General features: G+C 66.6%; 19 protein-coding genes. 6 read left to right on the forward strand and 13 right to left on the reverse strand.

The window, feature by feature from the left end:
• Window positions 1–7 precede the first annotated feature (7 nt).
• Together AXYL_RS27750 and AXYL_RS27755 are read right to left on the reverse strand one after the other, a co-directional pair.
• Complete coding sequence (locus AXYL_RS27750; RefSeq protein ID WP_013396203.1) at window positions 8–1,423, reverse strand: FAD-binding oxidoreductase; 1,416 nt, start codon at window positions 1,421–1,423, stop codon at window positions 8–10.
• A 116-nt stretch (window positions 1,424–1,539) separates the two neighbouring features.
• Entirely contained in the window at window positions 1,540–2,169 is a 630-nt protein-coding gene (locus AXYL_RS27755) for a BPTD_3102 family carboxylase-like protein (protein ID WP_041654358.1), read from the reverse strand.
• Between the two features lie 332 nt (window positions 2,170–2,501).
• On the opposite strand from AXYL_RS27755, the gene AXYL_RS27760 reads away from it, so the two are divergent.
• Together AXYL_RS27760 and pgi are read left to right on the forward strand one after the other, a co-directional pair.
• A complete protein-coding gene (locus AXYL_RS27760) occupies window positions 2,502–3,893 on the forward strand; it encodes a phosphomannomutase/phosphoglucomutase (protein WP_013396205.1) in 1,392 nt (463 codons plus the stop codon).
• Between the two features lie 7 nt (window positions 3,894–3,900).
• A complete protein-coding gene (gene pgi, locus AXYL_RS27765; RefSeq protein WP_013396206.1) occupies window positions 3,901–5,454 on the forward strand; it encodes a glucose-6-phosphate isomerase in 1,554 nt (517 codons plus the stop codon).
• Between the two features lie 26 nt (window positions 5,455–5,480).
• Here pgi and AXYL_RS27770 read toward each other — a convergent pair whose 3' ends face one another.
• From AXYL_RS27770 to coq7, 10 genes are all read right to left on the reverse strand, one after another.
• Complete coding sequence (locus tag AXYL_RS27770) at window positions 5,481–6,614, reverse strand: glycosyltransferase family 4 protein (RefSeq protein WP_013396207.1); 1,134 nt, start codon at window positions 6,612–6,614, stop codon at window positions 5,481–5,483.
• Window positions 6,611–7,768 (reverse strand): glycosyltransferase family 4 protein, encoded by a 1,158-nt coding sequence (locus AXYL_RS27775; RefSeq protein WP_013396208.1) that lies wholly within the window; start codon window positions 7,766–7,768, stop codon window positions 6,611–6,613. The genes AXYL_RS27770 and AXYL_RS27775 overlap by 4 nt, the downstream gene beginning before the upstream one ends.
• Window positions 7,765–8,880, reverse strand: a complete 1,116-nt coding sequence (locus tag AXYL_RS27780) for a glycosyltransferase family 4 protein (RefSeq protein WP_013396209.1) — start codon at window positions 8,878–8,880, stop codon at window positions 7,765–7,767. Before AXYL_RS27780 ends, AXYL_RS27775 begins: the two co-directional genes overlap by 4 nt.
• A gap of 3 nt (window positions 8,881–8,883) precedes the next feature.
• Window positions 8,884–10,815 (reverse strand): asparagine synthase (glutamine-hydrolyzing), encoded by a 1,932-nt coding sequence (asnB, locus tag AXYL_RS27785; RefSeq protein WP_013396210.1) that lies wholly within the window; start codon window positions 10,813–10,815, stop codon window positions 8,884–8,886.
• A gap of 45 nt (window positions 10,816–10,860) precedes the next feature.
• Window positions 10,861–12,003, reverse strand: coding sequence for a glycosyltransferase family 4 protein (locus tag AXYL_RS27790; RefSeq protein WP_013396211.1), 1,143 nt, complete (start codon window positions 12,001–12,003; stop codon window positions 10,861–10,863).
• Window positions 12,004–13,353 carry a murein biosynthesis integral membrane protein MurJ gene (gene murJ, locus AXYL_RS27795; protein WP_013396212.1) on the reverse strand — a complete coding sequence of 450 codons (1,350 nt, stop codon included), beginning with the start codon at window positions 13,351–13,353 and terminating at the stop codon, window positions 12,004–12,006. It lies immediately after the preceding gene.
• A gap of 1 nt (window position 13,354) precedes the next feature.
• Window positions 13,355–14,380, reverse strand: a complete 1,026-nt coding sequence (locus AXYL_RS27800) for an SDR family oxidoreductase (protein WP_013396213.1) — start codon at window positions 14,378–14,380, stop codon at window positions 13,355–13,357.
• A gap of 9 nt (window positions 14,381–14,389) precedes the next feature.
• A complete protein-coding gene (gene tviB / locus AXYL_RS27805) occupies window positions 14,390–15,667 on the reverse strand; it encodes a Vi polysaccharide biosynthesis UDP-N-acetylglucosamine C-6 dehydrogenase TviB (RefSeq protein WP_013396214.1) in 1,278 nt (425 codons plus the stop codon).
• 103 nt (window positions 15,668–15,770) lie between these two features.
• Window positions 15,771–16,877, reverse strand: a complete 1,107-nt coding sequence (locus AXYL_RS27810; RefSeq protein WP_013396215.1) for an MraY family glycosyltransferase — start codon at window positions 16,875–16,877, stop codon at window positions 15,771–15,773.
• Window positions 16,878–17,656: 779 nt separating this feature from the next.
• A complete protein-coding gene (gene coq7 / locus AXYL_RS27815; RefSeq protein ID WP_013396216.1) occupies window positions 17,657–18,334 on the reverse strand; it encodes a 2-polyprenyl-3-methyl-6-methoxy-1,4-benzoquinone monooxygenase in 678 nt (225 codons plus the stop codon).
• 122 nt (window positions 18,335–18,456) lie between these two features.
• On the opposite strand from coq7, the gene AXYL_RS27820 reads away from it, so the two are divergent.
• The 4 genes from AXYL_RS27820 to AXYL_RS27835 all read left to right on the forward strand — a co-directional run bounded on the left by AXYL_RS27820 (window position 18,457) and on the right by AXYL_RS27835 (window position 22,974).
• Complete coding sequence (locus tag AXYL_RS27820; protein WP_013396217.1) at window positions 18,457–18,900, forward strand: OsmC family protein; 444 nt, start codon at window positions 18,457–18,459, stop codon at window positions 18,898–18,900.
• A gap of 110 nt (window positions 18,901–19,010) precedes the next feature.
• Window positions 19,011–19,982: a thymidylate synthase gene (locus AXYL_RS27825; protein WP_013396218.1), complete on the forward strand. Its 972-nt coding sequence runs from the start codon at window positions 19,011–19,013 to the stop codon at window positions 19,980–19,982.
• A gap of 358 nt (window positions 19,983–20,340) precedes the next feature.
• Entirely contained in the window at window positions 20,341–22,404 is a 2,064-nt protein-coding gene (locus tag AXYL_RS27830) for a putative bifunctional diguanylate cyclase/phosphodiesterase (protein WP_013396219.1), read from the forward strand.
• Window positions 22,405–22,488: 84 nt separating this feature from the next.
• Entirely contained in the window at window positions 22,489–22,974 is a 486-nt protein-coding gene (locus AXYL_RS27835; RefSeq protein WP_013396220.1) for a dihydrofolate reductase, read from the forward strand.
• A 1-nt stretch (window position 22,975) separates the two neighbouring features.
• Here AXYL_RS27835 and AXYL_RS27840 read toward each other — a convergent pair whose 3' ends face one another.
• Window positions 22,976–24,403 (reverse strand): PLP-dependent aminotransferase family protein, encoded by a 1,428-nt coding sequence (locus AXYL_RS27840; protein WP_013396221.1) that lies wholly within the window; start codon window positions 24,401–24,403, stop codon window positions 22,976–22,978.
• Window positions 24,404–24,423 lie beyond the last annotated feature (20 nt).

Below are 24,423 nucleotides of genomic sequence, written 5' to 3' on the forward strand. Positions count from 1 at the left end.
TGCGCGGTCAGGCCCGCAGCACCTTGCCCGGATTCATCAGCCCTTGCGGGTCCAGCGCGCGCTTGATCCTGCGCATCAGATCCAGTTCGACGGCGCTCTTGTAGCGCGGCAGCTCGTCGAGCTTGAGCTGACCGACGCCATGTTCCGCGCTGATCGAACCGTTGTGCGCGTGCACGCTGTCGTGCACCACGCCGTAGATATCGCCTTGCAGCGCCAGCAGCTCGGCCTCGGTCTGCCCCGGCGCGTGGGCCACGTTGTAATGCAGGTTGCCGTCGCCCAGGTGGCCGAAGATCACGTGGCGCACGCCCGGAAAGCGCGCCTGCAGCAAGGCGTTGGTCTTGTGCACGAAAGCGGCGATGGCGGAGATCGGAATCGACACATCATGCTTGACCGACTTGCCCAACTCCGCCTCGGCCAGCGGAATGCTCTCGCGCAGATGCCACAGCGCCTTGCTTTGCGCCACGTTCGCGGCGATGGCGGCATCGTTCACCAGCCCGCTCTCGATGGCCTCGCCCAGCACGGTCTCGAAGCGTTCGCGCGCATGCGCCTCGCTTTCGCTATCGGACAACTCCAGCAGGGCGAACCACGGCGAGGCGGCGGAATTTCCCTCGAAGGGCAGGCGCTGCTGCGGGAACAGGCGCACGACCGCCTGCAGGCAAGCGCCGCTCATCAGCTCAAAACCGGTCAGCGCGGCGCCGAAGCCCGCGCGGGCGCGCGACAGCAATTCGACTGCCTGGTCGATGCCGTCCAGCGTCAGGAGTGCCGTGCACGAAGCCACCGGCCTTGGAAACAGTTTCAGCGTTGCGGCGGTGATGATGCCCAGCGTACCTTCGCTGCCTATGTACAGGTCGCGCAGGTCGTAGCCGGTATTGTCCTTGCGCAGGCCGCGCAGGCCGTTCCAGATCTCGCCTTCGGCGGTCACGACCTCCAGGCCCAGCGTCAGTTCGCGCGTGTTGCCATAGCGCAGCACCTGCGTGCCGCCGGCATTGGTCGCGAGGTTGCCCCCGATGGTGCAGCTGCCTTCCGCGGCCAAGCTCAACGGAAACAGCCGGCCGGCGGCCGCCGCCGCCTCCTGCACCGCCTGCAGGACGCAGCCCGCCTCCACGATGATCGTGTCGTTGTCGGTATCCAGGGCGCGCACGGCCGTCAAGCGGGCGGTGGACAGGATCACCGCGCTGCCGGAAAGGTCGGGCGTGGCCCCTCCGCACAAGCCGGTATTGCCGCCTTGCGGCACTATCGGCACGCCATGTGCGGCGCACAGTTTCACCGCTGCCGCCACCTCCGCGGTCGAGCCTGGACGGATCACCGCCAGCGCCGCACCTCGATAGCGGCGCCGCCAATCCAGCACATATGTGTCGGCGTCCGTGCCCGTCAGCACGTGAGAAGCGCCCAGAAGGGACTGTAGATCGCTCAGCAAGGTCATATGCGCCGCACTCGTAAGGCCTGGTCGCCCCAGGCTAGGGATGTGCGGACTATTGTAGGGGCTGAAATGCCCCGGGCGCGGCCCGGCGGACTCGCGCTGTCCGCCGGAAAAACAGTTCAGCCGACCGCCTGGTCCAGCCGCGCCCCAGTCAGGCCTGAGCAATAGGCCCGGGAGGCGATGCGGTTCATGAGAAAAGCCCGATCCACGCCCGCGGGGCCGGGCATTTCCGACAAGGCGCGATAGGCGCGGCGCAGGACCTCGCCCCGGGTCGCGCCGCATACCAGCAGCCGCGTGCACGGCAGGCGGCGGTCCACGCAGCCGTCGATACGCACTTCCAGCGCATGGGCGGCGACGGGCTCGCAGTCATGCACGGCCGCGCCGGAATGAGCCTGCGCCTGCGCGTCGATCACGCGGAACACGCCGCTGCGGTCGTCCAGCGCGAAGGCGACGGTGCCCATGCCCTGCCAGCCACGGTCCCGCGCCACGTCGGCGGCGACGGTGCGCAAGGCGCTTTCCACGGAAACAGGAAGATGCGGCGCCGGGGATTCGGCGATCAGGACGCGGGCGTCGCGCCAGACGCAACGCTCCCAAGCCCGGCCCGTGACCAGGCCGCCCGCTTCGGAAACGAACACGTGGATGTCGAGCCGGCGCTCGCGGCCCGCGGCCGGCCCGGCGTGATCCGTGGGCGGACCCCGCCGGCTTGAGGCGCCCCTGGATGACATGACAGTAGAAACTTTGGCGCCCATGGCCCCTCCCGGTCTTTCTGCTTGCATAGCAAGCGTATCACCTTCGGACGAAGAGCAACTTTTATGCCATGCCCCGCTCCCTGGGCCAGACCCCGGAACGTGGGCTCGATCCGCACCAGAACAAGGCACCCATGCCCGCGCGCGCACCAGATCAGCGCATACGCCCTGCCGTGCCGCCAGGACGGAAAACGCCCTACGCCGTCTGCCGGATGAAGGGGGAGCGCCAATGGGGGATAATTCCGCTTTATTCCCTAGCCGGGCGCGTTTTGATACACGGGTTTGCCAGAATCCGCGCCAGAACCCGAACTGCAACCCCTCATCAAGGAACCGCCGTGGGCAACAACACGCAATTTCCGGGATCGGTCTTCAAGGCCTATGACATCCGCGGCACCGTGCCCGACCTGATCGACGCCCGCTTCGCCCGCGCCCTGGGCGCGGCGCTGGCCGCCCGCGCGCGCGAGCAAGGCGTGCAGACCCTGGTCGTCGGCCGCGATGGCCGCCTGAGCAGCGAAATGCTATCGGTGGCGCTGCAGGAAGGCATGCTGGAAGGCGGCGTGGACACCCTGGACATCGGCATGGTGCCCACCCCCCTGGTCTACTTCGCCGCCAACGTCATGCAAACCGGCTCGGGTGTCGCCATCACCGGCAGCCACAACCCGCCCAAGTACAACGGCTTCAAGATGATGATGGGCGGCCGCGCGCTCTACGGCGAGGACGTGCAGGCCCTGGCCGCCAGCATGAACGGCGCCGCCAGCGCCCCGGCGGCGCGGCCCGGCGTGCGCCGCCAGCTGGACCTGGTGGCCGCTTACATCGCGCGCGTGGCATCGGGCGTCCAGCTGGCGCGACCCATGAAGATCGCCATCGATTGCGGCAACGGCGTGGCCGGCGCAGTCGCCCCGGCGCTGTTCCGCGCCCTGGGCTGCGAAGTCACCGAACTGTTCTGCGAAGTGGACGGCACCTTCCCCAACCATCATCCCGATCCTGCCGAGCCCAAGAATCTGCAGGACCTGATCAAGTGCGTGGCCGAGACCGACTGCGAGCTGGGCCTGGCATTCGACGGCGACGGCGACCGCCTGGGCGTGGTGACCAAATCGGGCCAGATCGTCTGGCCGGACCGTCAACTGGTGCTGTTCGCCCGCGATGTGCTGGACCGCAACCCGGGAGCGACCATCATCTATGACGTGAAGTGCAGCCGGCATGTCGGCCTGTCGGTCGAGGCCGCCGGCGGCGTGCCGCTGATGTGGAAGACCGGCCATTCGCTGGTGAAGGCCAAGCTGGCCGAGACCGGCGCTCCGCTGGCCGGCGAGATGAGCGGCCACATCTTCTTCAAGGAGCGCTGGTACGGCTTCGACGACGGCCTCTACACGGGCGCCCGCCTGCTGGAGATCGTGTCACGCGACGCCGACCCCTGCGCGGTGCTGGAAGCTCTCCCGCAAGACGTTTCCACGCCCGAACTGAAGCTGGAAATGGAAGAAGGCCAGCCTTTCACCCTGGTCCAGGCCCTGCAGGACCAGGGGCAGTTCCCCGGCGCGGACCGCGTGATCACGATCGACGGCGTGCGCGCGGAGTATCCGGACGGCTTCGGCCTGGCGCGCCCCTCGAATACCACTCCGGTAGTCGTGCTGCGCTTCGAAGCCCAGACGCCCGCGGCGCTGCAACGCATACAAGCCGACTTCCGCCGCGAGCTGAGCAAGCTCGCGCCCCAAGCCGATCTGCCTTTCTAGATTGCCTATGTCCTTATCGAACAGCCCTGCCTGGCAACAGTTCATCACGGCCACGCGCGCCGCGCCATGCCGCGGCGAGCAATTGCGCCTTATCAGTGCGCCCGGGCTGCGCCTGGATCTGAGTGCGCAGGCGTATTCTCCAGACCTGCAACAAGCCGAGGCCGCGCTGCTCGCGCAACAAGGCTTCGACGCGGCCCGGGCCTGCCTGTTCGACGGCGGCAACGCCAACTGGACCGAGCAACGCCCCGCCTGGCACACGGCCTTGCGCGCGCCGCAACCGCCCGCCAGGGTGGCCAAGGCCGTGCTGGCCGAGCGCGAGCGCATGCGAGAATTCGTGCGCCAGGCCGACGCGGCCGGACGCTATGGCAGTGTGCTGCACCTGGGCATAGGCGGCAGCGACTGGGGTCCGCGGCTGGTCACGCGCGCCCTGCGCCACGGCGGCGCGCGGCGCGAAGTGCGTTTCGCGTCCAACGTGGATTCGCATTCGGTTGCGGACGCGATGAGCCGGCTGGATCCCCACGACACCCTGGTCATCGTCGCCTCCAAGTCATTCACCACGACCGAGCCGCTGGCCAACGCCGAAGTCGCCATGAACTGGCTGCGCGACGCCGGCGTGGCCGATCCGATCAAGCAGGTCGTGGCGGTCACCGCCAACGTCGAGGCGGCCCTGAATCTGGGCATCCTGCCCGACCACATCTTCCAGATCTGGGACTGGGTGGGCGGACGCTATTCGCTCTGGTCCGCGATCAGCCTGCCGGTCGCGCTGGCGCTGGGCACCGACGCGTTCGACCAGTTGCTGGCGGGCGCCGCCGCCATGGACGAACATTTCCGCACCGCCCCCATCGAGGAAAATGCGCCCGTCCAGCTGGCGCTGGCGGGCGTCGTGAACCGCAGCGTGCTGGGCTACGACTCCCTGGTGATCGCACCCTACGATTCGCGGCTCTATCACATCGTGCCTTGGGCCCAACAGCTGGAAATGGAATCGCTCGGCAAGGTCGCCACCGCTGACGGCAGCCCGGCAGGCGTGCCCACCGGCCCGGCGGTCTGGGGCATGTCCGGCACCGACTGCCAGCACACCTTCTTCCAATGGCTGCACCAGGACACCCGGGGCGCTCCCGTCGACTTCATCCTGTGCGAAAAGCCCGACCACGCCTACGCGCGGCATCATGAACTGCTGATCGCCAACTGCCTGGCGCAGCGTTCCGCGTTGCTGCGCGGCAAGTCCTTCGAGGAAGCGCTGGCCGAAACCTCCGCCATCGAAAGCGATCCGGACCGCGCGCGACTGCTGGCGCAGCATCGCGTCCACCCGGGCGGGCGGCCGTCCTCGCTCATCGTGCTGCCGCACCTGGAGGCCTACATGCTGGGCGCGCTGCTGGCGCTATACGAGCACAAAGTGTTCACCCAGGGCGTGGTGTGGGGCATCAATCCCTTCGACCAATGGGGCGTGGAGTTCGGCAAGGCGTTGGCCAAAGGCATCATGCACGAGCTGAATTCGCAGCAAGCCAGCCAGCAAGATCCCTCTACCCGCTACTGGATCGACGCGATCACGCGCCGTCCTTGAGGACCGGCCAGCGCCGGCACTTCCGCTCAGGCGCCAAGCGCGTCGTAAATTTCCACTTGAAGGCGCGCCACGCGCTCGATATTGAACTCGCGCTCGGCCAGCGTCCTGCCCGCAGCGCCCATGGACTGGCGCAAGGCGGGATCCTCGGCCAGACGGGCAATGGCGTCCGCCAGCGCCTGCGCATCGCGCACCGGCACCAGCAGCCCGGTCTCGCCGGCCTCGATCGCATCGCGGCAGCCGGGAACGTCGGTGGTCACGACCGCCCGCGCGCAAGCGGCGGCCTCGATCAGCGATTTGGGCAGACCTTCCCGATAGGAAGGCAGCACGGCGATATGTGAAGCGGCGTACAGCGCGGCCACGTCGGAACGCTCGCCCAGCGCGCGCACGCAGCCTTCGCGCTGCCAGGCGTCCACGTCGTCCGGCGTCGCCGAAGCAGGATTGCCGGCATCCACGCCACCGACCAACTGCATCGTGACGGGCAAGCCGCGCTCGCGCAGCAGCCTTGCCGCCTGCACGAATTCCTGCACGCCCTTGTCGCGCAGCAGCCGTGCCACCATGGTGACCACGACCGGCGGCGCCGGCGGTTCGGGCTGGGCACTGTATTCGTTCAGATCCACGCCCGCGCCGCGGATCATGACGACCTGGGCGTCGCGCACCGCGCCCAGCGACTGGAGCAGATCGCGGTCGCTGGCGTTCTGGAAGATCACGCGACTGTTGGGGTGGCCCAGCGCCAGCCGGTACAGGTGCGCCACCACCGCGCGCACCAGCTTCATCTTCAGCGAATTGGACAGGAACACGAAGCCCAGGCCGGAGATCGCCGCGACCATGCCCGGCACGCGCGTCAAGCGCGCGGCGATGCCCCCGTAGAGCACGGGCTTGATCGTGACCAGATGCACGATCCGAGGCCGCAGGCGCCGGAACAAGCGGATCAAGGCCAGCAGCGTGCCCAGTTCCTGCAAGGGATGCTTGCCGCTACGCGTCATCGGAATCGCGTGGTGCGTCATGCCCAGCGCCTCGATCTCAGCCACTGCGGGGCCGTCCATCGTGGCGACGTGCACCTCATAGCCCGCCTGTTGCGCGGCCAGCGCCACCGGCACGCGGTGCGACATGAAGAAAGCCGGATTGTTGACGACAAACAGCAGGCGGCGCGCGGCGCTCATGCTTGTGCTCCTGAAATGCGGCGCCACACCGCGATGTAGCTATGCACCATGCGCACAAGGTCGAAATTTTCCAGCACACGGGCGCGGCCCGCCTCGCCTGCGCGTTCGCGGCCACGCGAGGCCACCTCGCGCAGGGCCGTCTCGATGCCGCGGGCCAGCGCCTCGGACTGCTCCGGCGGCACCACCACGCCGGCATCGCCGACAATGTAGGCGGCGTCGCCCACATCCGTCACGACGCAGTAGACGCCGCAAGCCATGGCCTCGGCCACTACGTTGGGGAAGCCCTCGGCGCAGCTGGACAGCACGTGCAGGTCCAGTCCATTCATCGCGGCAGGCACGTCGTCGCTAGGCCCCGCCAGCACCAGCCGGTCGCGCAAGCCCAGCCTGTCTATCAAGGCGGCCAGCTCGGCATTTGCCGGATCCATGCCGCGGCCTATCAGCACGCAACGCAGTCCGGCATCGCGGCCGTCGCGCACTAATGCCGCGACAGCGCGCAGCAGGTTGGCATGGTCCTTGAGCGGATCCCAGCGGGCCACGCAGCCGATGGCCGGCACGTCCTGCGGCAAGTCCCATTGCGCGCGCATGCGCACCCGGGCCTCGCCGTCGGGCGCATAGCGCGACAGATCATAGCCATTGGCGATCACCACCATGCGCTCGCGCGCATAGCCCTTGTCGGCATGGCGCTGCGCCGACTTCTGCGCGGCGCACACAATAGCCTTCGGTATGCGGCCCGACAGCAGCGCGCATGCCCGCAGCACCATGCGCGCCGAACGGCTGCTGCGTTCCAGATGCTCGCCAGAGTTGCGGATACCCCAGGCGATGGCGCGCACGCCCGCCAGGCGCGCCGCCAGGCCGCCGATCAGGTCGGCGTGGTACATCCAGGTCTGCACCGCGTCGGGACGCGTTGCGGCGATGAGCGAGCGCAACGCCATGAAACCGGCCAGGGTGATGCGCCCGCGCTTCATACCCAGCGCATGCACGGCGATGCCTGCAGCGCGCAGGCGTTCGCCATAGATACCCTCATCGGTGAGCGACACCACGACGTGCTCCACGTCCGCCTCGGGATAGGTGGCCAGGCGGAACAGCACGGACTCCGCGCCTCCCTGCCCCAGGCCGGTGATGATGTGCAGGACACGCAGCCGCCGCGCGTTCATCGCTCCTCCCGCACGGCATCGAACAATTCGTCCCACTCCCCCAGCACGCTGGTCAGCGCATAGCGCTGCCGCACCGCGAAAGCGCCACGCATGCCCAGCTGCTGGCGCAAGGAGAGGTCCCCCAGCAGGCGGCGCAGGGCCTCGCGCAGGGCATCGCGATTGCCGGCGGGTACCAGCAAGGCATCCTCGCCGTTGCGCGTCATTTCGCGCGGGCCGCTAGGGCAATCGAATGCCACGCAGGGTAGCCCCAGCGACATGGCTTCCAGCAACACATTGGGGAAGCCCTCCACCAGGGAACTCAGCACGAAAGCCTGCCCGCGCGCGAGCTCATCCCAGGGCGCCTCGGTCCGGCCGGGCAGGCTGACGCGGGACTGCAGACCCAGGCGCGCGACCTGCTGCTCCAGCGCGCCGCGTTCGGGGCCTTCGCCCCAGATGCGCAGGTTCCAGTCAGGAAAATCAGGCGCCAGCTGCCCGAACACGTCGATCAGCAGGTCGAATTGCTTGTCGGTGACCAGGCGTCCCATGGCCAGCAGCTCGCGGGGCGCGTCATCTTCACGCTGCGGCACCATCGGCGCGTCCAGCAGGGGCGCCGGCAAGGGGTTGGGAATGACGGCCAGGCGCTTGATGCCAGGCACCTGGCGGGCGAACGGACCGGCAGTGTCCTCCGCCTGCACCGTGACCATGTCGGCGCGGGGGTACAGAACGCGGCGCAGCTTGCGCCACACCGTTCCCGTCGTGGTCTCGGCCACCGGGTTGGTGCGCTCGCAAACGATGAGCGGCACGCCCAGCCCGCGGGTGGCAAGGATGGCGGCCACATTGACGTTGGTCAGGAAGGACACCACCACGTCCGGCTTGGACTCACGGATGTGCCGGCGCAGCGCCAACAGACGCTTGAACGCGGCCATGGCGCCCGACACGCGCGTACCCGCCAGATCCGCCAGCCAGGCCAGTTCGACCTTGTCCGACAGCGGATAGAAACAGGTTCCCTTGGACGAGTAGGTCGGCGTCAGGATGACGGAATCCCCGCGTTCGGCCCATGCGTTGACCAGCGTGGCGGCGACTCTTTCGGCGCCGCCCGCATGCATGGAACTGACCAGCATCAAGATTTTCATGCGTCAAAGACTCCCAACCGTTCCTCCCTGCTCCTTGGCGCCGCGATAGCGGTCGAGCCAGGCCTGCATCATCAGCACACCCCACAGATGGCTGTCCCAGTTCCGATGGCCAGAGGTGTGCTCGCGCCACTTACGCAGGATGGGCTCGGGTTCGAACCAGCCTTCCTGGCGCAGGCGCGCCGGATCCAGCAAGGCATCGGCCCACTCGCGCAGCGGGCCGCGCAACCAGGCGGCCAGGGGCACGGCGAAGCCGCGCTTGGGACGGTCCACCAGCGCCTGCGGCACATGGCGGTGCAGCACCTGGCGCAGCAGCCACTTGCCGGTATTGCCGCGCACCTTGTATTGGTGCGGCAGGCTCCAGGCGAATTCATACACGCGGTGGTCGATCAGCGGCACGCGGGTTTCCAGGCTGACGGCCATGGCCGCGCGATCCACCTTGACCAGGATGTCGTCCGGCAGATAGGTCACCGTGTCCAGCTTCATCATGGCTTCGAAGGTGGAGCCCTGCATCGCCCGGGCGAACTCGGACACCGGCTCCACGCCGCCCTTCACCACGCTGGACGGATCGGCCCAATACGACACGAAATGGCGGTAGAACTCGCCGCGCGTGTCGGCGCGCAGCAGCTCTCCCAGCTTGCCGACCTTGCCGCGCCAGGCGCCGCGCCCCGGCAGATGCGTGGATGCGCTGAGCAGCGCGCCGGCGGGCTTGCGCAGCAAGGCAGGAACGCGCTCGCATTGCTGCCACCAGTTGTTCACGCGGAAGTAGCGCGAATAGCCACCGAAAAGTTCGTCGCCGCCGTCGCCGGACAAGGCCACCGTGACGTGCTGGCGCGCCATGCGCGTCACCAGCGAGGTCGGGATCTGCGACGAATCCGCGAACGGTTCATCGTACATATCGGCCAGCGACGGCACCACGGCCAGCGCATCTTCCGCCGTCACGTATAGCTCGGTATGGTCGGTTCCCAGATGCGTGGCCACGGCCTTGGCGTGCTGCGCCTCGTCGTAGCCTTTCTCGTGAAAACCGATGGCGAAAGTGCGCACGGGCTGCGAGCTCTGCGACTGCATCAGCGCCACGATGGTGGACGAGTCGATGCCGCCCGACAGGAAGGCGCCCAGGCTCACATCCGACAGCATCTGGCCGCCGACCGCCTTGGACAGCACGCCCTCCAGCGCATCGGTGGCCTGCGCGTCGGATTCGAACGACAGCAGCGATTGCGCCGAGGTGTCGGCGGCCTCGCGGGCCGACCAGTACACGCGCGGCTCGGGCATGCGGCGGCTGCGGGTATCGTCGGCCGTGAATTCGACCCACGTACCCGGCGGCAGCTTGGCGATGCCTTGATAAATCGATTGCGGCGCGGGAATGTAGTTGTGCCGCATGAACGACGCCAGGGCGTTGCGGTTCAACTCGCGGCCGAAACCCGGAATCGGCATCAAGCCCTTGAGTTCTGAAGCGAACACCAGTTCCGCGCCCGAATAGCCGTAGTACAGCGGCTTTTCGCCCATGCGGTCGCGCGCCAGCATCAGCTTGCGCGAGGCGCGGTCCCACAGCGCGATGGCGAACATGCCCACCGCGGCCTGCAGGGTGGCCTCGATGCCCAGGGCGGTGAAACCCGCCAGCAGCGTTTCCGTGTCCGAATGGCCGCGCCAGGACGGCGCCAGCGCCGATTGCTCGAGCTGCTTGCGGATGTCCAGGTGGTTGTAGATCTCGCCGTTGAACACCATGACATAGCGGCCGCAGGCCGACGTCATGGGTTGATGGCCTGCCTCGGTCAGGTCAAGGATCGCCAGGCGCACGTGCGCCAGCGCCAGTTCGGCCTCGGTGTCTTCCCAGAATCCGTTGCTGTCCGGCCCGCGGTGGCGGATGCGACGGCAGCTTTCCGCCAACACCTGCGCCTTGTTCCCGACAGGGCCCCAAATCCCGACTATTCCGCACATGATGAAGTTCTCGTTATCACTGTAGCAACGGCGCGGCGCGCGGCCTCATCGGCCGGCTTCGCGCACGCCGTCAAAAAGTTCTTGCCATTTCTGCAGCACGCGCGCGGCCGAAAAACGGTCGCGCACCTCGGTCGCCGCCTGCGCCATGCGCAGACGGTCCGCGTCATTGCGCATGACGGCGTCCAGCGCCTGGCACAGCGCGCCCACGTCACCATTGGGGCGCACCAGTACGCCATCCACGCCTTCACGAATGATCTCGCGCGGTCCCGTGTCGCAATCGAACGATACGGCGGCCAGCCCGCTCGCCATGGATTCGAGCAAGGTATTGGACAGCCCCTCGAAGCGTGAAGTCAGCACGTACAGGTCGGCGCTGTCATACCAGTCGCCGACGTTGCCCGCACGCCCCGGCATGAAGACGCGCGACTCCAGACCGGCCTCGCTCACCTGCGCCTCGAGGGCGCGTCTTTCGCCGCCCTCGCCCAGGATAACCAGATCCCAGCCGGGATGCGATGCCGCCAGTTGCGCGTAGGCCTGGATCAGCAGGTCGAAACCCTTGTCGGCGTGCAGGCGGCCCACCGCCAGCAGCCGTTTGCGGCCGTCGCCCGACACGGGCCGCAGGACAGGCTCGGCGCGCGGCAATGGGAAGTGCACGGGGTTGGGGATGACGGCCAACTTGCTGCCCGGCACGTGCTGCGCCAACCAGTCGGCAGTGCCGCGGGTCAATGCGACCACGCTGGCCGCGCGCGGATACGTCAACCGGCGCAAGCGCTGCCAGAAGCCCGACAAAGTCTGCGAGGGCGGATGCGTATGCTCGGTCGCGACCACCTGGCAGGACAGGCCCGCGCAGGCCAGGACCGACAGCACCGAGGCGGTCGTCATCATGCCCAGCACGATGTCCGGACGGAACGACTTGACCACACGGCGCAAGGCGCGCACCCGCTGCACATTGCTCCAGATGCCGCGCAGGCCGCCGCCCTCGCCCGCCGTATGCAGCACCTCGCGGCGCACCTTGGGGTGCAGCGCGTAGACGTCACCCTCGGCGCTTGCCTGCGTCACCACCATTACCTCGCGGCCCATGCCCGCCCAATGCGCGCTCAGGTCGGCGGCCACGCGCTCCGCGCCGCCGCCATGCAGGGAATGGATGAATAGCAGGACGCGCGGCGCCGGGCCGGGATCGGTCTCGGGCATTCAATCGGCCTCTTTGGGTTCAGCCTTGCGCATCGCCACCACCAGATAGCACGCAAAGGACAACAGATACATGAGGCTGGTCGCCAGCATGATGCCGGCTGCGCCCATCTTGGGCGCCAGCACGGTATTCAACACCGCCTTCAGGGCGAAATTGGCGACGGCGATGGCAGCCATCACGCGGTAGCGGTTCTGGCTGGCCAGCAATTGCACCAGGATCAGCACGCCGAAGTAGAACGGCAGTTGCAGCAGCCCCCAGCGAAACACGTGGGCCACAGCCTGGGTATTCTCGGCGGTGAAGGCGCCGCGCTGGAACAGCACCGCCACGCCCCAAGGCGCCAGCACCCACCCCACGGCGACGGCGACAGCGCCCGCGGCCACCATCAGCACCGACCATTTCAGGGCCATGCCGCGCGCGCGAGCGGTATCGCCGCGCGCTTGCACATCAGCCAACACGGGCAAGGCCGCGCGCCCGACCGACACGGCGCCGATCCCCAGCACCAGCGACAGCAGCCGGCTGGCGTAGCCCAGCGTGGCGTTGGCGTTCGCGCCCAGGTTGGCGGCAGCGTACTGGTCCAACGGACCGACGAAGCTCATGGCGACTTGACCGATCAGCATCACGCCCGCGGCGCCCAGCAGTTCGGGCCAGTGCGGCGATTGCAGCGAGAACCGGGGCGCGCCCCAGAAACCGCCGTCGGCGCGCGCCGCCAGCCAGGCCAGCCAGACGGTCTGGATGGCGTAACCCACCAGCGTGCCCCACAACAGCGGCCCGACGCCGTCGGCGCTGGCGGCCAGCATCACCCAGGCCAGCGTCGCCACGGCGGGTACGCTGTCCAGCAAGGTATTGACGTGCCTTTCCTGCGCCCGCAGGCGCGCGGCGCTGATGCCGGCGATGAGCAGCAGCGCCGACACCGGGGCGAAGGCGGCAAGCAATTGGCCAGTCATGTCGCCCACGCGGGCCGACAAGCCCTGCCCCAGCACACCCACCACTTGCGGCCAGGCGAACCAGGTCAACAGCGCCAATGCAATGCCCGCGGCGGCGACCCAGCCCTGCAGTTCGCCGATGAACAGGTTTCTTTCAGCGGCGTCGGCGCGGCGCAACCGCACCAGCACCGGAATCAGGACCACCGACAACACGCCCACGATGGTGACCGGCAGCCAGGTGGCCATAGTCATCGTGAACTGGTAGGCGTCCACGGCGTCGCTGACGCCGTAGCGGTACGCCACCGCCATCTCCTTGATGGCGCCGGCGGCCTTGCCCAGCAGCAGGAACACCGCCACCCGGAAGGCACCCTTGAAGATGCGCTGGTGGTCCGGGTGGATGCTGCCGAGTTTTCTGACGAGTGCTTTCAAATCAACGCAGGAATTGCGTGTACCAGGGCATGGCCACTTCCAGGCCTTGCAGCACGGTGTGCGTCGGCTCGTAGCCCAACAGCCGGCCGGCCTTGCTGACGTCGGCCTGCGAGTGGCGCACATCGCCCGCGCGGAAATCGGCGTAGACCGGCTTCTTGCCGTAGGCCACGCCCTGAGTGCCCAGCGTCTGTACCAAAAAACCGAAGAGCTGGTTCAAGGTGCTGCGGCCGCTGACCGCAACGTTGTAGACCTGATTGCGACCCTCCGGCGCGGCCATGGCCGCAAGGATATTGGCCTGCACCGCGTTTTCCACGAAGCAGAAATCGCGGCTGGTCTCACCGTCGCCGTTGATGGTGACGTCCTCGTTCTGGATCATCGCAGCCGTCCACTTGGGGATCACGGCTGCGTAAGCGCCATTGGGGTTCTGACGCTTGCCGAACACGTTGAAATAGCGCAGGCCCACCGTTTCGAAACCATACGAGCGCGCGAACACGTCCGCGTAGAGCTCGTTGACGTACTTGGTGACCGCGTAGGGCGAAAGGGGCTTGCCGATGTTTTCCTCGACCTTGGGCAGCGCCGGATGGTCGCCGTAGGTCGAGCTGGAGGCTGCGTAGACAAAGGATTTGACTTCCTCGTCGCGCGCCGCCACCAGCATGTTCAGGAAACCGCCGATGTTCACCTCGTTGGTCGTGATCGGATCCTTCAGCGAACGCGGCACCGAGCCCAGCGCGGCCTGGTGCAGCACGAACTCCACCCCCTGCACCGCGCGACGGCAGGCTTCCAGGTCGCGGATATCGCCCTCGATGAAAGTGAACCGCGCCCACTGCTCGGGCGTGACAGAATCACGCACTTCGTCCAGGTTGTGCTGGAAACCCGTGGCGAAGTTGTCCAGGCCGGTCACGGTCTGGCCCAGCCTTAGCAGGGTTTCCAGCAAGTTCGAACCGATAAAGCCGGCGCAGCCGGTCACCAGCCACTTGCGCGGCGCAGACGAGAGTTCCTTCTTGGCAGTCTCAAAGCGGGAAGTCATGCTCGCTCCTTACAGACGCAGATCCGATTCATCGGGCGACAGCACGTACTTCAGGTCATAGAGGATATGCTCCGGCTTGCCCAGCTTGCGGATGCCGGTCGCGCCCATTTCGGTGAATTGATGATGCGCCACGCCGAGGATGACAGCGTCGTACTTGCCCTCTTCGAGGTTGGCCACCGGCGTGATGCCATATTCGTGTACGGCCTCTTCCGGATCGACCCATGGATCGTATACGTCAACCGCCACGTTGTAATCGCCCAGTTCCTTCACGATGTCGACAATGCGCGTATTGCGCAGGTCCGGGCAGTTTTCCTTGAATGCCAGGCCCATGACCAGCACGCGGGCGCCCTGCACGTGGATGCGGCGCTTGGTCATGGCCTTGACCAGCTGCGACACCACATATCCGCCCATGGAGTCGTTCAGGCGGCGGCCAGCCAGGATGATCTCCGGGTGATAGCCGATGGATTGCGCCTTGTGAGTCAGGTAGTACGGATCCACGCCAATGCAGTGGCCGCCCACCAAGCCCGGACGGAACGGCAGGAAGTTCCACTTGGTGCCCGCCGCCTGCAGCACAGCCTCGGTATCGATGCCCATCTTGTTGAAGATCAGGGCGAGCTCATTGATCAGCGCGATGTTCACGTCGCGCTGCGTGTTCTCGATCACCTTGGCAGCCTCGGCCACGCGGATGCTGGACGCCTTGTGCGTGCCGGCGACAATGATCTGCTGATACAGCTGGTCAACCAGTTCGGCGACTTCGGGCGTGGAGCCAGAGGTGACTTTTTTAATGGTGCTGACGCGATGCGCCTTGTCGCCCGGATTGATGCGCTCTGGGCTGTAGCCGGCATAGAAGTCCACGTTGAACTTCAGGCCCGACACGCGCTCCAGCACCGGCACGCAGTCTTCTTCCGTGGCGCCCGGGTAGACCGTGGACTCATAGATGACGATGTCGCCGCGCTTGAGGACCGCGCCGATGGTTTCGCTGGCCTTTACCAGCGGGGTCAAGTCCGGTTGCTTGTATTCGTCGATAGGCGTCGGAACAGTCACGATGTAAACGTTGGCCTGCCCCAGCACGGCGCGGTCGGCCGTGTAGCTCAGCTGGGTAGCTTCCTTCAGTTCTTCGTCGCTGACTTCCAGTGTGTGATCATGACCCGCCTTGAGCGCGTCGATGCGGCGCGTATTGATATCGAATCCGATGACCGAACGCTTCTTGCCGAACTCCACCGCCAGGGGCAGGCCGACATAGCCCAGGCCGACAACAGCGAGTTTCACATCTTGAATTCGCAACATAACTCTCCCTTCGCCGCAGAACGACTACGGCATTTTCAAAAATAGTCGGGTAACAGGATAGATAACCGGGCCCCGGGCGGCATGCTTGCCCGGGCGCCCAAAACTAATCGGAAGTCCGCAAAACGGAGGGCAGCAGCAGCCAGCCCGGCCGCCGCCAGGACACCAGCCGCGAATACAGCCAGATATAGACGGCGGCGAACACCACCAGGCTGGCGCACAGCGCCCAGGCGTTGTCCCACCAGATGGTGGCGGGCACCAGGCCGATCAGGGCCAGCACCCACATGTAAGGCGAGGCCAGCGCATTGCACAAGGCCGGCACCGCATGCCGCCGGCCCCGGCTGAACGTGACCCGGACCAGGCGGCGGAACACCAGCTGATGCAAGTGCAGCGCATCCGGCTGATCCACCGGCACGCCACGCTTGAAACGGCGGCGCCAGATCGAGAAGCCGGTTTCAAAGACGGGGTAGAACAGCACCGCCAGGGCATAGAACGGCGATACCGAGGGATTGCGCACTACCAGCAATACTGCCAGTTCGGCCAGCATGAAGCCCAGGAAGTACGCGCCGCCGTCGCCCAGGAACACGCGCCCGAACGGGAAATTCCACACCAGGAAGCCCAACGTGGCCGAGGCCAGGGCCGCCGCCACCAGGAAAATCGGCACGTCGCCTACCTGCAGCGCCACCAGGCTGATCGATACGGCCATCAGCGTGGCCACCATGCCTGCCAGGCCGTTCATGCCATCAACGATATTCAGCGCATGCGTACAGCCGCCCACCGCGAACATGGTGAACAGCAGCGACACCGGCCAGAAGGACAGCACGTAATCCACCGGCGCCATGCCGACGCGGCTGACGCCGCCCAGCAGCCACCAGGCGATCGCGGCCGACAGGAAGGCCGCGAGCAGGCGCTTGCTGGCGCCGATGTCCTTGGTGATGTCTTCGAGCAGGCCGGCGACGAACACAGGCAGCGCCGCGACGAACAGCGCGGGCCACAGCCAAGTCAGCGTCATGTTGCTGGGTCCGAGGACCAGCAGGCCCGCCAGCGTGCCCGCAAGCACGGCCAGACCGCCAACGCGGGGCGTGGCGCGGGAATGGTTGGCTTGGGGTTTATTGAGGTCGCTGTCGCCGGTAAAGGCGCCATGCCAGCGCTCCGACGCCACGATGAGTCCCCCCACCATGAATGCGACCACGCAAATGTACAGCCAGGTCACCGAATCACCTCTGGTTGGTCTATCGAGACAGGCCCGCCATTATCGGGGGCAGGTGTAACGCCCATATATGGGAGGAATAAGGAAGTGCAATTCACCGGCACAGAACGTAACGCCTGGCGCCTTGCCGTCGTGGCCGCGCCCGGCTCGCCATCTGACTGGACCGGCAAGGCGAAACCGCATAGGCGCGGAAATAGGGGGTTCATGAAATGATTGTAGAACTTTCCGTCTGTACGCACGCGAAAAATCCGAGGGAAAACGCGAAGATCCCCCTATGACGGAACCGCCGCGCAAGCGTATGGCCCATGCTTCGCCCCACTTAAATGGGGACGCATTTGAAATGTCGAAAAAAAAGCCCGAGATCGTAAGATCTCGGGCTAAATCCACCAAAGGAGGAGGGTGGAGGAGACAACCGTGGCATGTTGGGAGCTGGCCTGCCGCTCGCTACGCTTCCGGGGTTTTGCACCGCGCCGACTGCGTTTCAACATCCGATGAGTGAATAGTACCGAGGTTTTTTGTGCGATGCAAGAATTTTTTTAGCCTGCCGCACGAGAGATTTCTTGCGTTGCATTTTTGCCGCAAAACCTGATGCACCTGCCTGGAAACCCGCGTCAATCAATGTCCGTTCCAAAAACAGGGTTTCTGCCGAATGGGTAAACCCGCCCGGGGCTTACCCTAGCCAGCACCGGGTAATCCCGCTCTGGCTTTCGCACCGAAATGGTGCGCCCGGCACCAACTTGCAGCTATTTTTGCGCATTGCAACATTTTACCTGCCGAGCCGTTCAAACCCAGTAGGCCGTGGTCGTCATGACCTTGGACATGGCGCGCATTGCAGCTTTCACCGGGGCTGGCAGCGGTACGCCTCCGGCCGCTTCCGCGCTGGCGCGATGCTGCGCCTCGTCCTCTTTCATCTTCTGGACGATCTGGCGCGAGCGCTCGTCCTGCACCGGCAAGGTGCGCAGGTGTTCTTCCAGATGCGCTTCGACCTGCTTTTCGGTTTCCGCCATGAAACCCAGGTTGCGCGGCACGCCGGCATAGCTGGCCAGCACGCCCAGCGCGAACGAACCGGCGTACCAGACCGGGTTCAGCAGACTGGGACGGCTGCCCAGTTCGGTCAGCCGCTGATTGCACCAGGCCAGGTGATCAACTTCCTCGGACGCGGCATTCAGCAGCAGCGCCCGCGGCGCCGGTTCGCGGCAGACCGAGGCCTGTCCCCGGTACAGCGCCTGGGCGCAGACCTCGCCCACATGGTTCACGCGCATCAGCCCGGCCGCGTGGCGTTTTTCCTGGGCCGACAGGGCCTGCGGCGCCTCGTCGGCGGTGGCCGGATAGGGGCGGCCAGCCGTGGCGCTGCCGGACAGCACGCGCAACGCGCGGTCAGCCTCGGCCAGCAAGGCATCCACGGGGCTGATGCGGCGCAGGAAGGAAACGGGGCTGGGGCGGGACAGAGCGGTGGACATGGGCAACTCCTCGGCAAGGCAGGCGCGCACGCCCCTGATGCGGGGCGGGGCTCTCATGCCCGGAATTGTACGCAACAGGTATCATCAGCCATTGACAGCGCTCAAGCTCAAGGACACGACAAATGGAATGCACGATCGACTGGGGCGGCCCGAACGGCATGCTCTTCACCGCCAGCACCGGCAGCGGCCACGTGGCCGTCATGGACGGCGCCGTGGACGGCGGGGGGCACAACCTCGCCCCCCGCCCCATGGAAATGCTGCTGGCCGGCACCGGCGGCTGCACTGCGTACGACGTGGTGCTGATCCTCAAGCGCGGACGCCACGCCGTCAGCGGCTGCAGCGTCAAGCTCCAGGCCGATCGCGCCGATGCCGACCCCAAAGTCTTCACCCGCATCCATTTCGCCTTCACCGTCACCGGCCGCAATCTGCCGCGCGCCGCGGTGGAGCGCGCGGTGCAGCTGTCGCATGAGAAATACTGCTCGGCCTCGGCCATGCTGGAAAAAACCGCGGCGCTGACCTTCTCGGTCGAGATCGTCGACACGCAGGAAGCGCCCGCCGCCGCCTGAACCGCGCCCGCGTGGTGTAATTCGTCTATCCCTAACTTATAAGAGCCGCCGCGACCCACTCGCGGCGGCTGTTTGCGTCACCCGCCGGGCGAGCGTGCGCAAGGACCGCCATGAAACAATACCTGGACCTCGTTCAATCCATCCTGGACACCGGCGCGTGGCAGGAAAACCGCACGGGCATACGCACCCTGAGCATGCCGGGCGCATCGCTGCGCTTCGACCTGCAAAAGGGCTTTCCCGCGGTGACCACCAAGAAGCTGGCGTTCAAGTCCGCCATCGGCGAAATGGTCGGCTTCCTGCGCGCCTCGCGCAGCGCGGCGGAATTCCGCGAGCTCGGCTGCAAGGTCTGGGACCAGAACGCCAACGAAAACAGCCAGTGGCTGGCCAATCCGTACCGCGAAGGACCCGACGACCTGGGGCCGGTCTACGGGGTGCAATGGCGCCAGTGGCCGGCCTACAAGATGCTGGACGCCAGCCGCCCGGCGCAAATCGCCGACGCCCTGTCGCGCGGCTACGCCCAGGTGGCCGAGCTGGAGGAAGGCGGCGTGCCTAAGGTGCTGCTCTACAAGGCGGTGGACCAACTGCGCCAATGCCTGGACACCATCCATGAGCGTCCCGGCGACCGCCGCATCCTGTTCCATGGCTGGAACTGGGCGCAGATCGAGGAAATGGCGCTGCCGCCCTGCCACCTGCTCTACCAATTCCTGCCGAACGCGACGACCCGCGAAATATCGTTGTGCCTGTACATCCGCTCCAACGATGTCGGTCTGGGCACGCCGTTCAACCTCACCGAGGGCGCGGCCCTGCTGCATCTGGTCGGCCGGCTGACCGGCTACACACCGCGCTGGTTCACCTACTTCATCGGCGACGCGCACATCTACGAGAACCATCTGCCGATGCTGCGCGAACAGCTCACGCGCGAGCCCTACGAGGCGCCGACCCTGGTCCTGTCGGACCGCATCCCCGATTTCGCGGTCACCGGGCGCTACGAACCCGAATGGCTCGAGAAGGTGGAACCGGGCGACTTCTCGCTGTCCGGCTATACCCATCACGCCCCCCTCACCGCCGCCATGGCCGTATAAAACGCCCCGCCTGCGCAACCCAGGGCGGCAGGTGAAGATTGGTGAGCTTCTAGAAGCGCGTTTTCGGTATAACCCATCCCTTAGCCATGGACGTGTGTCCAGAAATTCCCGCGCGCCATTGCTTCCGACCGGCACCAGCCAGGCCGTGCCGGTCGCTCGCCGCGAAACCGGGCAATCCGCCCGGCAGCGCCGTCCGCCGGCGTTGCTCAGCCGCCCCCTTCTCAAGAAAGAGAGCACGTGCATCACCAGCGTCGTCCGCCGGATTTTGTCTTGCGACCGACTTGCAACCATAGACTACCAATTGATTTGATATGAAGCCCGCGCGGCGGCAGTATGCGCCAAGGACAGGACCCCACAAATGCTCGTCGGAACGTATAACCCTTCGCTCGTCCTCGTATCTCTAGGAGTCGCCATCCTGGCGTCGTACACGGCGTTGGGCATGGCCAATCGCGTCAGGGCCTCGAACGGGTTGCCCAGCGCGCGCTACTGGCTGGCGGGCGGCGCTTTCGCGATGGGCGTGGGCATCTGGTCCATGCATTTCGTCGGCATGCTGGCCTTCAGCCTGCCCATTGCCATGGGCTATGACTTACCCCTGACTGTCCTGTCGCTGGTCATCGCCATCGGCTGCTCTGCCTTCGCCTTGTGGACCGTGAGCAAGGACGAGTTGCCGCGGCGGCGGCTGATGATCGGCGCCCTGCTCATGGGCGCCGGCATCGCAGCCATGCACTACCTGGGCATGGCCGCCATGCTCATGGAACCGGGCATCGTCTACGACGCCAAGTGGTTCGCGCTATCCATCGTGATTGCCGTTGCCGCCTCCGGCGCGGCGCTGTGGATCACCTATCGCCTGCGCCACGGCGGTCCCCGCGTGGCCTGGTCGCGGCCGCTGGCGGCGGTGATCATGGGCATCGCCATCGTCGGCATGCACTACACCGGCATGGCCGCCGCCGGCTTCCCCGCCGGCAGCATCTGCATGGCGGCCAATAGCGGCATCTCGGCCGGCTGGCTGGCCATCGCCGTCACAGCGGTGACCTTGAGCGTGCTGGCCATCGCCCTGCTGGTCGCGGTGCTGGACAACCGGCTGGAAGCGCGCACATCGGCCCTGGCGTCCTCGCTGGCCGAAGCCAATGAAGAGCTGGTGCAACTGGCGCTGCACGACACGCTGACCAAACTGCCCAACCGCATCCTGCTGGAAGACCGGCTGGAGCAGGCGATAGAAAGCGCGACCCGGCGCAAGGGTTACTTCGCGGTGCTGTTCTTCGATCTGGATGGCTTCAAGGCGGTCAACGACGCCTACGGGCACCACACCGGCGACGCGCTGCTGATCGACCTGGCGCAGCGCATCCGCCTGACGCTGCGCACCCAGGACACGGTGGCGCGCCTGGGCGGGGACGAGTTCATTGTGCTGAGCGAAGTGGTCGAGCCCACGGACGCGGCCAACGTGGCCGACCGCCTGATCGACGCCATCGCCCGGCCGGTCACGGTCTACGGACATGAGGTGATGGTGACCTCCAGCGTGGGCATCGCCATCTATCCCAACAACGGCCAGGATACGCATGCCCTGCTGACCAACGCCGATGCGGCGATGTACCACGCCAAGCGCCTGGGCGGCACCGGCTACAGCTTCTTCGAGCCGTCCATGAACGCCGACGCGCATGAACAGATCGAACTGCTGCACGACCTGCGCCTGGCGCAGGAACGCAACCAGCTCGTCCTGCATTACCAACCCAAGTACGAAGCGCCTGCCGGCCCCATCATCGGCGCCGAGGCCCTGCTGCGCTGGAACCATCCGACGCGCGGCCTGGTGGGCCCGGACCAGTTCATCCCCACGGCGGAAAAGACCGGCCTGATCCTGTCCATCGGCGAATGGGTGATCAACGAGGCCTGCCGCCAGATGCGGGAATGGATCAACGCCGGCCAGGGCCACTGGACCGTCGCCGTCAATATTTCGGCCCTGCAGTTCGCCCACGCCAGCCTGGTGGAAACTGTGCGTTCGGCCCTGGAACGCCACGGCGTCCCGCCTGCCTGCCTGACCCTGGAAGTGACCGAATCCACCGCCATGCGCGACGCCGAGGCCAGCCTGGCGGTACTCAAGCGCCTGTCGAACCTGGGCGTGACGATTTCCATCGACGACTTCGGCACCGGCTATTCCAGCCTGCTCTACCTGAAGCGCTTGCCGGCTACCGAACTGAAGATCGACCGCGGTTTCGTCAACCAACTGGAAAACGACAACGAGGACGCCGCCATCGTGTCGGCCATCGTCGCGCTGGCGCAGCAACTGAACCTGCGCATCGTGGCCGAAGGCGTGGAAACGCCGGCGCAGCAGAAATTCCTGACCGGCCTGGGCTGCGATTCACTGCAGGGCTTCCTGCTGGGCAAACCCATGCCCGCCACCGAATTCCTGGAACACGCGGTCGACTGAGGCAGCCAGCGCGGCGCAGGCCGCCGCGCAAATTTGCTACGCTTGCCGTAGCCAACCGGCCGAACCTCTACCGTCCCGACCCGCATGCCCGCCAGCCTTACCCTCATCGTCGCCTATTCCGCCAATCGCGTCATCGGACGCGACAACGCCCTGCCCTGGAAACTGCCGGGCGATCTGGCGCACTTCAAGCGCAGCACCCTCGGCCATCCCATCATCATGGGCCGCAAGACCTGGGACTCGCTGGGCCGGCCGCTGCCCGGCCGCAGCAATATCGTGATCAGCCGCAATCCGGATTTCAGCGCCGCGGGCGCCATCGTGGTCCCATCGCTGGAGGCTGCCATCCAGGCCTGCGGCGACATCGACGCGGCCTTTGTCATAGGCGGCGCGCAGATCTACGCGCAGGCCCTGCCCCTGGCCCGGCGCGTCCTGGCCACCGAAGTCCGCGCCGAGGTCGAAGGCGATGCCTTCTTCCCGCTGCTGCCCGCCTTCCAATGGCAGGAAACGGCGCGCGAAGCACAGCCGGCCGAAAACGGCTACGAATACGATTTCGTGACCTACGAGCGGCAGTGACTCAGGCCGCCGCCCCGGCATTGCGCATGAAGCGCCAGAGTGCCGGCGCCTCCGAATAGGCCACGTTGAAGCGCACCCAGGGGGTATCGGCCTCGTCGGCCTCGAAATAGGAGCCAGGCGCCAGCCAGATGCCATCCTTGAGCGCCAGTTCCGCCAAACCATTGGCGCCACGCTCGCGCCATGGTCCGCCCACCTTGGCCCACAGGAACAGGCCGCCTTGCGGCCTCCCGTAGATCTCGAAGCCGTGCTGCGCCATCAGTTCGGCCACGCCCGCATGCGCCTCTGCCAGGCGCTCGCGGGTGCGAGCGATGTGGGCGCGGTAACGGCCCTCGCGGATGACCTGGTGCACGATGCGCTCCATGATCTCTGGCGAGGTCAGGCCCACCGCCATCTTGGTGCGCGCGATATCGCGCGCCAGATCGCGGTGCGCCACCACATAGCCCACCCGCACCGACGGACTGATGACCTTGGAGTAACCGCCCAGGTAGACCACGCGCCGCGCCCCGTCCAGGGCGGCCAGCATGGGCGTCACGCCGGGCGCGAGTTCGCGCGAGATATCGTCTTCCACCACCCACAGGCCGTGCCGCTCGGCCGCCTGCAGGATGCGGAAGGCATTGGCCATGCTGATGCTGGCGCCCGACGGATTCTGCAAGGCGGTATTGACGACCAGGGCCCGCGGCCGGTGGCGCGCCACCACCGCTTCCAGCGCCTCGCAGTCCAGCCCATCCAAGGTACGCGGCACGGGCACCGCGCGCATACCGGCCAGGCGCAACATCTGCAGCAGGTTGGCATAGGCGGGCTGCTCCACCACCACCGTGTCGCCCGGCCGCAGCAAAGTGCGTATCACCATGTCCAGCCCGTGCGTCACGCCCTGGGTCAGCACGACCTGCGAGGCCTCGACCTCCATGCCCTGCGCGCTAAGGCTGGCCGCGATGGTCTCGCGCAGCGGCGCATAGCCGTAGGGATGGCCGTAGTTCGCAATGCGCATGGCGGGTACCCGCCCCATGTGGCGCAGCGCCATGTGCAGCCCCTCTTCGTTCAGCCATTCGCCGGGCAGCCAGCCGCAGCCCGATTTGATGGGGATGGAATGGTCCGCGAAGATATCCGACAGCAGCCAGCCGGCGTTCAGGCGCGGCGGCTCCCAGGACGGCGGCTGGCTCGGGCGGGCCGGCGCGTCCGGCGTCGCGACCCGATAGCCCGCGCCCGGCCGTGCCGCCAGCCAGCCCAGCGATACCAGGCGGCTATAGGCGCTGGCCACCGTGAAGGTGCTGACCTCGTACAGGCGCGCGAACTCGCGTACCGAAGGTAGGGACATACCCGGACGCAGGGTCTGTTCTTCGATGGCCCGCAGGATGGCTGCAACCAGCTGCTCGACCAGAGTCGGCGCCTGTCCGCGGCCACGGGCGCGGTTTGGCTGAAAATCGATCACGGCATTAACTGTACAGTTGT

Origin of the sequence: Achromobacter xylosoxidans A8, assembly GCF_000165835.1 — a bacterium.
Taxonomy (GTDB): Bacteria; Pseudomonadota; Gammaproteobacteria; order Burkholderiales; family Burkholderiaceae_B; genus Achromobacter; species Achromobacter xylosoxidans_B.